This window comes from Streptomyces sp. NBC_01298 (genome assembly GCF_035978755.1).
In the GTDB taxonomy this organism is placed as follows: Bacteria; Actinomycetota; Actinomycetes; order Streptomycetales; family Streptomycetaceae; genus Streptomyces.
In genome coordinates, this window is the sequence record NZ_CP108414.1 from 1,678,318 (window position 1) to 1,691,311 (window position 12,994).

Here is a 12,994-nt window from a genome sequence, read left to right on the forward strand (position 1 = left end):
GCTCTCCCCTCAGCTCGCCGGGTAGCGGTCGATGGCGGGCGGCGCTGGCGCGGGCTGGCCGGAGAGGCCGAGCGTGGCCCCGTAGGCCTTCTTCCAGTTGCCGTTCTTCTCGTTCGCGGCGAGGGCGTCGTCGAGGGCGAACCGCAGCGCGTTGTCGGAGCGCGGGACGCCGATGCCGTAGGGCTCCTCGGAGAAGGGCTTGCCGACCACCTTCAGCTCCTCGGGGACCTTGGCCGCGTAGCCCAGGAGGATCGAGTCGTCGGTGGAGACGGCGTCGACCTGGTAGGTCAGCAGGTTGTCCACGCAGACCGAGTACGTGTCGTAGGCGACGAGGACGGCCCGCGGGAACTCCTTCTGGAGCCGCTGGTAGGGGGTGGAGCCGGCGGCCGAGCAGACCTTCTTGCCGTCGAGGTCCTCGGGGCCCTTGATCTCCGTCTCCCCCTTCCGTACGAGCAGGGACTGTCCGGCGAGGAAGTAGGGGCCGGCGAAACCGACCTGCTTCTTGCGGTTCTCGTTGATCGTGTAGGTGCCCACGTAGTAGTCGATCTGGCCGTTCTGCAGGGCCGTCTCGCGGTTGGCGGAGGCGATGGTCTTGAACTCGATCGTCTTGGGGTCGAAGCCGAGCGAGGCCGACATCATCTTGGCGATCTCGATGTCGAAGCCGGAGTAGCGGCCGCTCGCGGGGTCCTTCTCCCCCATGTACGGCTGGTCCTCCTTGGCGCCGACCACGAGGTGGCCGCGCTTCTTGGCCTTGGTCCAGGTCGGGGAGTCCGGCAGCTGGAAGCCGGTCGCCACCTGGTAGACGGGCAGGTCCTCGGGCTGCGGGCCCTTGACCGGCGGACTGCCGGACTTCCCGCAGCCGGCGAGGGCGCCCACGAGGACGAGGGTCAGGGCCAGGGCGGCGGCGCGGGCGCGGACGCGTCGCTTCGGGGGGTTCGTCGGATGGTGTCTCATCGGGCCGCCCCTCAGTGCTTGAGGATCTTGGAGAGGAAGTCCTTGGCCCGCTCGCTCTCGGGGGCGGTGAAGAAGGCCTCCGGGGTCCGGTCCTCGACGATCCTTCCGTCGGCCATGAACACGACGCGGTTGGCGGCGGAGCGGGCGAAGCCCATCTCGTGGGTGACCACGACCATGGTCATGCCCTCGGCGGCGAGCTGCTGCATGACCTCCAGCACCTCGTTGATCATCTCCGGGTCGAGCGCGGAGGTGGGCTCGTCGAAGAGGAGGGCCTGGGGGTTCATGGCGAGAGCGCGGGCGATGGCCACGCGCTGCTGCTGGCCTCCGGAGAGCTGGGCCGGGAACTTCTCGGCCTGGTTCGCGAGACCGACCCGCTCCAGGAGCTCGCGGGAGCGCTTGTCCGCCTCCTCCTTCTTGCGCTTCCTGACCTTGATCTGGGCGAGGGAGACGTTGGCGAGCACCGTCTTGTGCGCGAAGAGGTTGAAGGACTGGAAGACCATCCCCACGTCCGCCCGGAGGGACGCGAGCTCCTTGCCCTCGGCCGGAAGCGGCTTCCCGTCGAGCGTGATCGTGCCCGACTCGATGGTCTCCAGTCGGTTGATCGCCCGGCACAGGGTCGATTTCCCGGAGCCGGAGGGGCCGATGACCACCACCACCTCCCCGCGGCCGACGGTGAGGTTGATGTCCTGGAGGACGTGCAGTTGTCCGAAGTGCTTGTTGACGTCCCGCAGCTCGATCAACGGATCGACGGCCATACGCTGCCCTGCCCACTTTGTCGGTGTGTCGAGGTCAGCGCAAACTATCCAGCCGCGGAAGGGCACTTCACCGCGACACGCCTAAAAGCCGCATAAAGGCCCGCGAGGTCAGCCTTCCGTGGAGATCGGCCCTCCGGAGGCGGCGGCGCGGCTTCCGCGAGCGGCTCGCTCCGGAGGCGGCCCGGCTCCGGAAGCGGCTCAGCCCTCGGATGCCTCGGCGTACGCCTGGCTGAGCTCGGGGGATCCCGTCATCGCCCAGGACACCCCCGACTCGACCACGTTCAGCTCGCGGCCCGAAGCCAGCCGGATCATCGGCTGCCCGTTGGGCCACACCTGCCAGGCGGCGCCCGCGACGGAGCGGATGATGACGGTCCCGAGGTAGAAGCCCGCGTCGTTGCCGAGCCACGGGGTGATCTCCGGGTCCCGGCGCCAACGCGGCATCAGCTGGTCGATCTCCTCCAACGAGCCCGGGGTCTCGTCGAGTTCGAGCCCGGCTTGGCGCGCGTGGGCGCGCAGCATCTCGCATTCGGCGAACAACTCGTTGATGCCCTCGGGATCGTCCGCGAGGGCCGCGGCGAGTCCCGCGCCCCGGTCCGTTTCATGTCGGTTGATCCAGTTGGCCAGAAAAGGGATGTTCATGGGCTCAGCCTGACACCAGGATCCGCCACCGGCCATAGGGCGCGCCTGAGGATCACGGGCCGGGCTGCCGTCCGGCGATCGCACCGCCCCGCCCGGTCCGGTGCTCCCGCCGGGCGGGGCGGGGCGGCCTAGAGCGCCAGGTCGACGACGACCGGGGCGTGGTCCGAGGCGCCCTTGCCCTTGCGTTCCTCGCGGTCCACATAGGAGTCGGTGACGGCCTTGGTGAAGGCCGGGTTGCCGTAGACCAGGTCGATGCGCATGCCCCTGTTCTTGGGGAAGGCCAGCATCCGGTAGTCCCAGAAGGTGTACGGCCGGTCGTACTTGAGCGCGCGCGGGAACACGTCGGAGAGTCCGGCGGCGCGCAGCGCCTCCAGCGCGGCCCGCTCGGCGGGGGTGACGTGGGTCAGGCCCTCGAAGACCGCCGGGTCGTAGACGTCCTCGTCGGTCGGGGCCACGTTGAAGTCGCCGAGCACCGCGAAGGGACGCTCCCCCGCCGCGTCCTCGGCGACGGCGGTGGACAGGGCCCGGAACCAGTCCAGCTTGTAGCCGTAGTGGTCGTGCTCGACCTCGCGCCCGTTGGGCACGTACACCGACCAGACGCGCACGCCGCCGCAGGTCGCGGAGATGGCGCGGGGCTCCTGGACGCCCTCGTAGTCGGGGCCGTCGGGCAGCCCCACGACCACGTCCTCCAGGCCGACCTTGGAGAGCAGGGCCACGCCGTTCCACCGGCCGGTGGCGTTGACGGCCGACTCGTAGCCCAGCGCGCGGAGCTCCTCGTACGGGAACTGCTCGGCGGAGCACTTGGTCTCCTGGATGCACACGACATCCGTACCGGAGCTCTCCAGCCAGGCCAGCAGGCGCGGCAGCCGGGCGGTGATCGAGTTGACGTTGAACGTGGCGATACGCATGCCGTCCAACCTACCGCCCGGCACCGACAGTCACAGTTCGGCCGCGTGCCCTGGGGTGAGCCGGCCGTACTCGGCGCCGCCGAGGTTGCCGATCTGGGTGGCGTAGATCGGCAGGATGAGGTCCGTCAGACCGGCGTCGTGGATGGCGAGGGTCTGGCGCGGCTTGACCTCGCGGACGTAGTCGATCACCTCGGCGATCTTGTTCCAGGGCGCGTGCACCGGGAGCATGAGGGTCTCGACGGGGGTCGCGGGCACGGTCAGCGCGTCCCCCGGATGGAAGACGGAAGCGTCCACCAGGAAGCCGACGTTGGTGATCCGCGGGATGTCCGGGTGGATCACGGCGTGCAGCTCGCCGTGCACCTGGACCTCGAATCCGGCCGCGGTGAAGGTGTCCCCGTGGCCCACCGTGTGGACGCGGCCCGGATAGGCGGGGGCGAGCTTCTCCGCGACGCTGCGCAGGGTCCACAGCCGCGCCGCCGGGTTCGCGTCGAGGGCGGCGCGCAGCCGGCCCTCCTCGAAGTGGTCGGGGTGCTCGTGGGTGACGAGCAGGGCGTCGGCGCCGAGGCCGGCGTCCGCTTCGCTGAAGGCGCCCGGGTCGATGACGAGCACGAGCCCGTCCTTCTCCAGCTGGACGCAGGAGTGCAGCCGCTTGGTGAGCTTCATGATCCAAGGCTAGCCGCGCGGGGGCCCGTACACGCCGGAAAGGCGGAGCCACCCCGGGAAGGCGGAGCCGACCGGATTCGAACCGGCGTCCTCGCGATTTTGGAGACCGCGCGCGACGACCTCTGCGCTACGGCCCCGCCCCCGGGACGCACTGTACTCGCGGGGCGCGGTGCCCGGCGCGGTCTACGGCACCGCCTTGGAGACCACGTAGACCTTGGGGTACCCGGGGTGGCTCAGGTCGACGGTGATGTCGCGGGTGGGGCGGCGGTCCGGGCCCTCCAGGGTGATCCCGGACCAGCTGCCCTCCGTGTCCCAGTTCCAGCCCGCGATCCTGGTGTCGCTCGGGGAGACCGACACTCCGCTGGTCAGCGCCTCCCGGCTGGTGCCGACGTCGGCCAGGAAGGTGTCGAGCTCCTCCGGGGTGACCCCGAACTGCGCGTACAGCCGGCTGGTGTGCCAGTTGTTGGTCTCCAGGTAGCCGACCCGCGAGGCCGTCGCCGGGATCGGGACCTCGTAGATGCTGCGCTGGACCTTGGAGGGCCAGCCGGGGCGGACCTGCGCGGCACCGACCTTGGAGGCCTTGTCGCGGCCGCTCTGGCGGCTCTGCTGGGCGGAGACGGCGAGGTAGCCGGCCGGGACGCCGACCAGCAGCAGGATGATGATCGCCGTGATCCAGCGGCGCCGCACCACGTGCTTGCGGTCCTCGGCGGGGATCGGCCCGCCGGACCGCTCGTCGGGGGACGGGGCCTGGCGGGGCAGGGAGGGCGGTGTCACTGCTTTTCCTGGTCCTCGAGGCCGGTGGAGGTGTCGCGCCGGCCGAACTGCGCGTAGCGCTCGTACCGCTCGACGCGCCGGCGCGTGGCCCGGCGGAAGCGGCGGGCGACGAGCCGGGAGAGGTCGGCGGCGCCGACCATGCCGGCCTCGGGGCCGAGCTGGGCCTTGGCGATACGGGCCTCGGGGCGGTATCCGCGGCCGGTGAGGTGGCGGCGGAAGGCGTCGCGGGCGGGGCCGATCAGCAGGTCGTCGGCGGCGCTGACGCCGCCGCCGATGACGAAGCAGGAGGGGTCGAGGGCGGCCGCGAGGTTGGCGATGCCGACGCCGAGCCACTGCCCGATGTCCTGGAGCAGCTCGACGCACATGGCGTCGCCCTCGCGGGCCAGCTCGGTGATGAGCGGCCCGGTGATCTCCTGGACGTTGCCGCCGACGCGGGCGATGAGGTTGTGGGCGACCGGGGAGTCGGCGGCGGCCAGCTCGCGGGCCTCGCGGACCAGGGCGTTCCCGGAGCTGTACTGCTCCCAGCAGCCGCGGTTGCCGCAGGGGCACCGGTGTCCCCCGGGGACCACCTGCATGTGGCCGAACTCGCCCGCGACCCCGTAGCGGCCGCGCTTGACCTGGCCGCCTTCGAGGATGGCCCCGCCGATCCCGGTGCCCAGGGTGATCATGACCAGGTGGTCCTCGCCCCGGCCGGCGCCGAAGCGCCATTCGGCCCAGGCGGCGGTGTTGGCATCGTTGTCCACCATGACCGGGACCGCGAGCCGGGACTGGAGCGCGTCGCGCAGCGGTTCGTCGCGCCAGGCCAGGTGCGGGGCGAACAGGACGCGGGAGCGGTCGGCGTCGACCCAGCCGGCGGCGCCGATGCCCACGGCGTGCACGTCGTGCCGGTCGGAGAGGTCGAGGACCAGCTCGACGATGGTGTCCTCGACGACCTTGGGGCTCTTGGACTTGTCCGGGGTCTCGGTCCGGATCTTCTCCAGGATGACCCCGTCGGCGTCGACGACCCCGGCCATCACCTTGGTGCCGCCGATGTCGATGCCGACGGTCGGAACGCGCGGTGCGGTCAGGTGCGACCTGCGCTCACGGGTCCCGATGGTCCGCAGGACGGTGCCCCGCGCCGCCCCCCGGTGGGCGAGCGTGAAGTCCCGGTACGTGCTCATCGAGTCGTGTCGTCCCTCAGGGTGCGGTGGTGCCCGGAGTGGGGCCGGATGTGTTTTCGGGTCGGGGCGTGTCGTCAGGACCTGATTCTGCCACCCGCTCCAGTTCGTGGCTCAGCTCGTCGAGCTCGGAGCCCCCCGCCATCTGCCGGGTGAGCTCGTCCAGGGTGATCGACTCGCGGGTGTGGCTGCCCGCCATGGTGCCGCGCTTGAGCAGGACGAAACGGTTCCCGACCAGGTAGGCGTGGTGCGGATTGTGGGTGATCAGGACCACGCCGAGACCCGCGTCACGGGCCGCGGCCACGTACTTGAGGACCACCCCGGACTGCTTGACGCCGAGGGCGGCGGTGGGCTCGTCGAGTACGAGGACCTTGGCGCCGAAGTGGACCGCGCGGGCGATGGCCACGCACTGCCGCTCGCCGCCCGACAGGGTGCCGATGGGCTGGTCCACGTCCCGCAGGTCGATGCCCATGCGCAGCAGCTCGGCGCGGGTGGTCTCGCGCATGAGCTCCACGTCGAGCCGCCGGAAGGGGCCGCGGCCCTTGGTGGGCTCGGAGCCGAGGAAGAAGTTGCGCCAGACGGGCATGAGCGGGACCACGGCGAGGTCCTGGTAGACGGTGGCGATGCCGTGGTCGAGGGCGGCGCGCGGGTTGGCGAGCACGGTCTCCTCGCCCTCGATCTCGAAGGTGCCGGCGTCGTGCCGGTGCAGCCCCGCGATGATCTTGATGAGGGTGGACTTGCCGGCGCCGTTGTCGCCGAGCACGCAGGTGATCTCGCCGGCGGAGACCTCCAGGGAGACGCCCTGGAGGGCGCGGATGTTGCCGTAGTACTTGCTGACGTCGGTCAGCTTCACCAGGGCGGGGGCGGACGGGTCCGGGGACGTCCGGGTTCCGGTGTCGGTCATCGTCACTTCGCCTCCGCCCGCTTGCGGACCCATGCGTTGAGCAGCGTGGCCAGCAGCAGCATCGCGCCGAGGAAGAACTTGAACCAGTCCGGGTTCCACTGCGCGTACACGATGCCGTTGCTGGTCATGCCGAAGATGAAGGCGCCCACGGCGGAGCCGATGGCCGAGCCGTAGCCGCCGGTCATCAGACAGCCGCCGATGACGGCGGCGATGATGTAGAGGAACTCGTTGCCGACCCCCTCGCCCGACTGGACCACGTCGAACGAGAAGAGGATGTGCTGCCCGGAGATCCAGGCGCACAGGGCGACGCCCATGTACAGGCCGATACGGGTCTTCACGACGGGTACCCCGGTCGCGCGGGCCGCGTCCGCGCCGCCGCCGACGGCGAAGATCCAGTTCCCGGCGCGGGTGCGCAGCAGGATCCAGGTGGCCACGGCGACCAGCACCAGCCACCACAGGATGGTGACCTTGAGGGTGACCGAGCCGAAGGTCCACTGCGAGGCGAAGAGCGCGCGGGCGGAGGAGAAGCCCTCCATGTCGGCGATGGTCTTGGTGGAGACCGAGCCGCTGATCAGCTTGGTGAAGCCGAGGTTCAGGCCGGTCAGCATCAGGAAGGTGCCGAGCGTGATGATGAAGCTGGGCAGTTTCGTACGGGTCAGCATGAACCCGTTGAAGAACCCGATCCCCAGGGTGACCAGCAGCGATACGAGGACGCCCACCCAGACGTTGGCGGTCATCTGGTAACTGAACATCGAGCTGAGCAGCGCCGATGAGGTGACCATGACCCCGGCGGACAGGTCGAACTCTCCGCCGATCATGAGCAGGGCCACCGGGACGGCCATGATGCCGATGGTGGAGGCCGAGTACAGGATCGTGCTCAGGCTGGAAGCCCGCAGGAAGCTGTCGGCCGCGAAGGAGAAGAAGACGAAGACGGCCACCGCGCCGACCACCGCGCCGAGCTCGGGCCGGCCCAGCAGGCGGCGCAGCAGCGAGGTGGGCGCGAGCCTCTCGTCGCGCGGGGCGGGGGCGGGAGCCGGGGCCTTGGTGGCGGTGCTCATCGGCTGCCCCGGTTGATGAACTTCTCCAGCGTGGCGGCCTCGGCCCCGGTGACGATCTGCGGCCCGGTGAGCACCGGCAGGCCGCCGCCGAGCACGTCGGCGTTGTAGCGGTAGAGCCAGAGCAGGTCGACGGCCTCGTAGCCCTGGAGGTAGGGCTGCTGGTCGACGGCGAATCCGAGGGCGCCGGACTTCAGGTCGCGGGCCACCGAGGCGTTCAGGTCGAAGGTGTCCACCTCGGCCTTGCTGCCCGCCGCGTCCTTGGCCTTGACGGCCGTGGGAGCGAAGGGCGCGCCGAGGGTGACGATCGCGTCGACGGAGGGGTCGGCCTGGAGCTTGGCCTGCAGGGCCGCCTGGACGGACGGCATGTTGGTGCCCTCGACGTACAGGTTCTCCATGGTCCCGCCGGACTCGCCGAAGGTCTTCTTCGCTCCGGCGCAGCGCTGCTCGTGGCCCACGTTACCCTGCTCGTGCAGGACGCAGACGGCCTTCTTGCGGCCGCGCTTGCCCAGCTCGGTGCCGACCGCCTCGCCGGCGATCACCTCGTCCTGGCCGATGTGGGTGAGCGCGCCGTACTCGGCGGACTGGGCGGATCCGGAGTTGACCGTGATCACCGGGATGCCGGCCTTGACGGCCTTGGCGAGGACGTCCTTGAGTGCCTCGGGCTTGGCCAGGGAGACGATCAGCCCGTCGACCTTCTGGTCGATGGCGTTCTGGACGAACTGGGCCTGCTGCTGTGCCTGGTCGTCGTGGGCGTAGACGAAGTTGATGTTGTCCTTCGCCGCGGCCTCCTTGGCCCCCTTCTGCACGATGTCCCAGAAGGTGTCGCCGTCGCCCGCGTGGGTGACCATCGCGAAGGTCCAGCGCGGGGTGGAGACGGCGGGCCGGCCCGCCGCCTCGGCCTTCGCGCGGTCCTCGGCGCGCTTGCCGCCCGTACTGCTGCAGCCCACGAGGGAGGCACCCAGTACCGCCGCGAGCACCGCGCCCACGAGGCGTACCCCTGTCCGAACCCTAGCCACGTCTGCCCGTGCCTTTCGCTTGTCGGGTCGCTTGTCGGCTCGCTTGCCGGCCCGCTCCGCGAGCGCTGTCCCGCCGCGGTACCCGGTCGTCAAAACGATCATATGTGTCAAGCCGCAGCCGCCCAGTATCCGTCACAGTGCACCATGCGAGCCATCGGGGTCATTGCGGACCGTGCCGGACACAGCGGGACAGATTGACAGCTCCCCCGGACGGGGTCACGTTGAGTGCATGCGCATCGGGCTCATCGGAACGGGCCGGATCGGTTCCTTCCACGCGGCGGCACTGGCCCGGCAGGCGGACGCGAGCTCGCTGCTGCTCGCCGACGCCGACCCCGCGCGGGCGGTGCGCCTCGCCGACCGGCTCGGGGCCACCGCCGCGCCCACCGTCGAGCAGATCTTCACCTGGGGCGTGGACGCGGTGGTGATCGCCTGCGCCACCGAGGGGCACGCGGACCTGGTCGTACGGGCCGTCCGCGGCGGGCTGCCGGTGTTCTGCGAGAAACCGCTCGCCCCGGACCTGAACCGCACCCTGGGGGTGCTGCGCGAGGTGGCGGCCGTCGGCGGGGTGCTCCAGCTCGGCTTCATGCGCCGCTTCGACGCGGGCTACACGACGGCGCGCGAGCTGGTCCGCTCCGGGGCTCTGGGCCGGCTGCACACCGTACGGACCACGACGGCGGATCCCTCGCCGCCGGACGCCGCGTACCTGCGGACCTCGGGCGGGCTGTACCGAGACTGCCTGGTGCACGACTTCGACATGGTCCGCTGGGTGACCGGTCACGAGGTGCGCGAGGTGTACGCGACCGGGTCGGACGCGGGGCCGGCGCGGTTCCGGGAGGCCGGGGACGTCGACACGGTCGCCGCCGTCCTCACCCTGGACGACGGGACGCTGGTCTCCAGTACCGGGACGCGGTGCAACGGCGCCGGGTACGACGTGCGGATGGAGCTGGCCGGGGAGCTGGACCAGGTCTCCACGGGCCTGGACGACCGTACGCCGATCGCCTCGACCGAACCCCAGGGCCCGCCCCCGGCCACCAAGCCGTGGCCGGGATTCCTGGAACGCTTCGCTCCCGCCTACGAGGCCGAGCTGGCGGCCTTCGTCCGGCTGGTGCGGGGCGAGGGGCCCAATCCGTGCGACGGGGTCGAGGCGCTCGCCGCGTTCCGGGTGGCGGAGGCCTGCGAGCTCTCGCGGCGGGAGCGGCGCGGCGTGGCGCTGGAGGAGCTCGCTGATCTCTGAGGTCGGCCCCCGCACGGCCGCTACCAGCGCACCGGGTGGCGGGTGGTCCCCCGGACCAGGGTCCCGGGCGCCCATTCGAGGACGGCCGGCTCCTCCCGGAGGGCCGGGAAGCGCTCCACCAGGGACCGGATCGCGATCCGGCCCTCCAGCCGGCCGAGCGGCGCGGCGACGCAGTGGTGGATGCCGTGGCCGAAGGCGATGTGCCCGCCCCGGCCGGGGCGGCGGATGTCGAAGGTGTCGGGGCTGTCGAACCGGGCGGGGTCCCGGTCCGCCGCGGCGAGGCAGACCAGGATGGCGGAGCCCGCCTCGATGAAGGTGCCGCCGATCTCCAGGTCCGTGCCGGCGAAGCGGAACGTGGCCGTCTCGACCGGGCCGTCGTAGCGCAGGATCTCCTCGACGGCGCCGTCGATCAGGCCGCCGGGGTCGGCGCGCAGGGCGGCGAGCTCGTCGGGGTGGGCCAGGAGCGCCCGCATCCCGTTGGAGACCAGGTGCACGGTGGTCTCGTGCCCGCCGACCATCATCAGGACGGCCATGGCGACCAGTTCCCGCCGCGAGAGCCGGTCGCCCCCGTCGTCCCTGCTGGTCACCCAGTCGCTGAGCAGGTCCTCGCCCGGATCGGCGATCCTGGCGTCGACGAGCCCGGCCGTGTAGGCGGTCATGGCGCGCACGGCCGCGTTCTCCGACTCGACCCCGGTGGGCGAGACCATCTCGGTGATCCAGCCGTGGAACGCGCCGCGGTCCGCCTCGGGAACCCCGAGGAGCTCGCAGATCACGGTCATGGGCAGCGGCTGCGCGAAGGCCTCGATCAGGTCGGCCCGACGCCCGGGAAGGGCCTCCATCGCGTCGAGCAGTCCGTCGACGATCTCCTGGATGCGCGCGCGCAGTCCCTCGATCCGGCCCGGGGCGAAGGAGCGGGAGACCAGCCGGCGCAGCCGGGTGTGGTCGGGCGGGTCGGCGCGCATCATGTTGGCGCTGGCCTCGGTCCGCTCCCGGTCGGTGTAGATCCCGGAGGTCAGCCAGTTCTTGGACACCGCGGGGTGTGTGAGGGCCTGGCGGGCCTCCTGGTGACCGACGATCAGCCAGACCTCCTGGCCGTCCGCCGCCTTCACGCGGTGGAGCGGCCCTTCCGCGCGCAGGCGCGCGTAGTGGGGGTAGGGGTTCTCGTTGAAGTCTTCAGCGATCGAACTGAGGTCCAGAACCGGCATGTCGCCACCCTAGAGCGGGAGTTGACATATCCCGAGCGGCTTTCGGACATTCGTTCAGCCAGCCGCGCGCCGCCCCCAGGCAGTACCCGCGAGTACGAGCGCGACCCCGGCGAACCCGGCCGCGCCGAGCCGCTCGCCGCCCAGTGCGATGCCCGCCGCGGCGGCCCACAGGGGTTCGGTGCCGAGGAGCAGGCTGACGCGGGAGGGGGAGGTGCGGCGGACGGCCCACATCTGCACGAAGAAGGCGAACAGGGTGCAGAAGACGGAGAGGAAGGCGAGTCCGGCCCACTCGGCCGGGCCGAAGTCGGCGGCGGCCGCCCAGGGGCTCGCGCCGGTTCCGGGCAGCAGGGCCAGTACGGCGAACACGGCGACCGCCGTCCCGAGCTGGACGGTGGTCAGGGAGAGCGAGTCGGCTTCCTGCACGGCCTTGATCCGGGCCATGAGCAGGACGTGCGCCGTCCGCGCGAGCGCGGCGCCGAGGATGAGGAGGTCGCCCGTGCTCGGGGTGGTGAAGCCCGCCCCCTGGGTGAGGAGCACGACTCCGCAGACGGAGACGGCCGCGGCGCCGAGGAAGGCGGGCGAAGGGGCTTCGCGCCGGACGGCCGACTCGGCGAGCGGGGTGAAGATCATGGTCAGGCTGATGATGAGCCCGGCGTTGGTGGCCGAGGTGTGGACGACCCCGTAGGTCTCCAGCAGGAAGATCCCGCCGAGTACGAGTCCCAGTACTCCGGCGCCGCGCAGCTGGGCGGGCGTCAGCGCGCGCAGCTTGCGCCGGCCGGCGAGGGCGAGGACGGGCAGGACCAGCGCGAAGCGCAGGACGAGCACCGCGATCACGGTGTGCGTGGTGGTGACGCCCTTGGCGGCGAGGTAGCTGCCGCCCCAGACGACGGCGACCAGCAGGACCGGCAGATCGGCGAGCCAGGCCCGGCGGGGGGCGGCGACGGGAGCGGGGGCGGCGAGAGTGGACACCGGTTCTCCAACGGCAGAAGGCAGGTGGAGACTACGGCGGCTCGCACGGGGGAAGCGCCCAAGCTACCCGAGCGTGATCGGCCGGTCGAGCCTTTTGATCCCCGGTTTGATCCCTGGCCTGAACCCCGGCTTGAACCCCGGTGTCACTCGAAGGTGCCGAACGCGGCGCGCCCCTTCGGCCGGTAGCTGTGGATGGCCGTGCCGGCCGAGGTGGTGCGGGAGCCCGTCAGCTCGAAGGCCGTCGGCAGCCCGCCCGTCGGGAACAGCCGACGCCCGCCGCCCAGGAAGACGGGGAAGACCAGCAGGTTCAGCTCGTCCACCAGGTCCCGCGCCAGCAGCCACCGCGCGAGCGCGCCGCTGCCGTGCACCTGCACCTCCCCCTCGGTCGCGTCCTTGATCCGTACGACCTCGCTCTGCAGCTGCTCCCCGTCGATCGCCGTGGCGGGGCCCCAGGCGGGTTCCTTGAGCGTGGTCGAAGCCACGTACTTGGGCAGCCCGTTCAGCCTGCTCGCGACCGGGTCGGCGGGGTCGTCGTGCTGGGGCCAGTACGCGGCGAAGATCTCGTAGGTCCGGCGCCCGAGGAGGAAGGCCCCGGCCCGGTCGAAGACCTCGGTGATGAACTCCCCCATGCCCTCGTCGGCGAAGGGCACGAGCCACCCGCCGTACGCGAACCCGCCGCTGGGGTCCTCCTCCGGGCCCCCCGGTGCCTGCATCACGCCGTCGAGGGTCAGGAAGGTGGTGAGGGTCAGCTTTCCCAT

General features: G+C 71.4%; 14 protein-coding genes and 1 tRNA gene. 1 reads left to right on the plus strand and 14 read right to left on the minus strand.

Features of this window, described 5'->3' with window-relative positions; all coding sequences use genetic code 11:
• Positions 1-9: 9 nt before the first annotated feature.
• The 11 genes from OG730_RS07700 to OG730_RS07750 form a co-directional block, all read right to left on the minus strand.
• A complete protein-coding gene (locus OG730_RS07700; RefSeq protein WP_327303500.1) occupies positions 10-954 on the minus strand; it encodes a glutamate ABC transporter substrate-binding protein in 945 nt (314 codons plus the stop codon).
• A gap of 11 nt (positions 955-965) precedes the next feature.
• Positions 966-1,709 (minus strand): amino acid ABC transporter ATP-binding protein, encoded by a 744-nt coding sequence (locus OG730_RS07705; RefSeq protein WP_327303501.1) that lies wholly within the window; start codon positions 1,707-1,709, stop codon positions 966-968.
• A 198-nt stretch (positions 1,710-1,907) separates the two neighbouring features.
• The gene (locus tag OG730_RS07710; protein ID WP_327303502.1) at positions 1,908-2,348 is read right to left on the minus strand and encodes a DUF6278 family protein; all 441 of its coding nucleotides are present in this window, start codon (positions 2,346-2,348) and stop codon (positions 1,908-1,910) included.
• A 128-nt stretch (positions 2,349-2,476) separates the two neighbouring features.
• Positions 2,477-3,256, minus strand: a complete 780-nt coding sequence (locus OG730_RS07715) for an exodeoxyribonuclease III (RefSeq protein WP_327303503.1) — start codon at positions 3,254-3,256, stop codon at positions 2,477-2,479.
• Between the two features lie 30 nt (positions 3,257-3,286).
• Positions 3,287-3,919: an MBL fold metallo-hydrolase gene (locus OG730_RS07720; protein ID WP_327303504.1), complete on the minus strand. Its 633-nt coding sequence runs from the start codon at positions 3,917-3,919 to the stop codon at positions 3,287-3,289.
• Positions 3,920-3,981: 62 nt separating this feature from the next.
• Positions 3,982-4,056 (minus strand) — tRNA-Trp (locus tag OG730_RS07725).
• Between the two features lie 46 nt (positions 4,057-4,102).
• Positions 4,103-4,693, minus strand: a complete 591-nt coding sequence (locus OG730_RS07730; RefSeq protein WP_327303505.1) for a hypothetical protein — start codon at positions 4,691-4,693, stop codon at positions 4,103-4,105.
• Positions 4,690-5,853 carry an ROK family glucokinase gene (locus OG730_RS07735; RefSeq protein WP_327303506.1) on the minus strand — a complete coding sequence of 388 codons (1,164 nt, stop codon included), beginning with the start codon at positions 5,851-5,853 and terminating at the stop codon, positions 4,690-4,692. Before OG730_RS07735 ends, OG730_RS07730 begins: the two co-directional genes overlap by 4 nt.
• Before the next feature lie 16 nt (positions 5,854-5,869).
• On the minus strand, positions 5,870-6,754 hold the full coding sequence (locus OG730_RS07740; protein ID WP_327303507.1) for an ATP-binding cassette domain-containing protein: 885 nt from the start codon (positions 6,752-6,754) through the stop codon (positions 5,870-5,872).
• Positions 6,755-6,756: 2 nt separating this feature from the next.
• Positions 6,757-7,812: an ABC transporter permease gene (locus OG730_RS07745; protein WP_327303508.1), complete on the minus strand. Its 1,056-nt coding sequence runs from the start codon at positions 7,810-7,812 to the stop codon at positions 6,757-6,759.
• The gene (locus OG730_RS07750; protein WP_442814853.1) at positions 7,809-8,828 is read right to left on the minus strand and encodes a sugar ABC transporter substrate-binding protein; all 1,020 of its coding nucleotides are present in this window, start codon (positions 8,826-8,828) and stop codon (positions 7,809-7,811) included. Before OG730_RS07750 ends, OG730_RS07745 begins: the two co-directional genes overlap by 4 nt.
• A 229-nt stretch (positions 8,829-9,057) precedes the next feature.
• Between OG730_RS07750 and OG730_RS07755 the strand changes: the two genes are divergently transcribed.
• The gene (locus tag OG730_RS07755; RefSeq protein ID WP_327303510.1) at positions 9,058-10,062 is read left to right on the plus strand and encodes a Gfo/Idh/MocA family protein; all 1,005 of its coding nucleotides are present in this window, start codon (positions 9,058-9,060) and stop codon (positions 10,060-10,062) included.
• Between the two features lie 20 nt (positions 10,063-10,082).
• On the opposite strand, the gene OG730_RS07760 is transcribed toward OG730_RS07755, so the two are convergent.
• The 3 genes from OG730_RS07760 to OG730_RS07770 form a co-directional block, all read right to left on the minus strand.
• On the minus strand, positions 10,083-11,267 hold the full coding sequence (locus OG730_RS07760) for a cytochrome P450 family protein (protein ID WP_327303511.1): 1,185 nt from the start codon (positions 11,265-11,267) through the stop codon (positions 10,083-10,085).
• A 54-nt stretch (positions 11,268-11,321) separates the two neighbouring features.
• Positions 11,322-12,236: a DMT family transporter gene (locus OG730_RS07765; protein ID WP_327303512.1), complete on the minus strand. Its 915-nt coding sequence runs from the start codon at positions 12,234-12,236 to the stop codon at positions 11,322-11,324.
• A gap of 143 nt (positions 12,237-12,379) precedes the next feature.
• A complete protein-coding gene (locus OG730_RS07770; protein ID WP_327303513.1) occupies positions 12,380-12,994 on the minus strand; it encodes a dihydrofolate reductase family protein in 615 nt (204 codons plus the stop codon).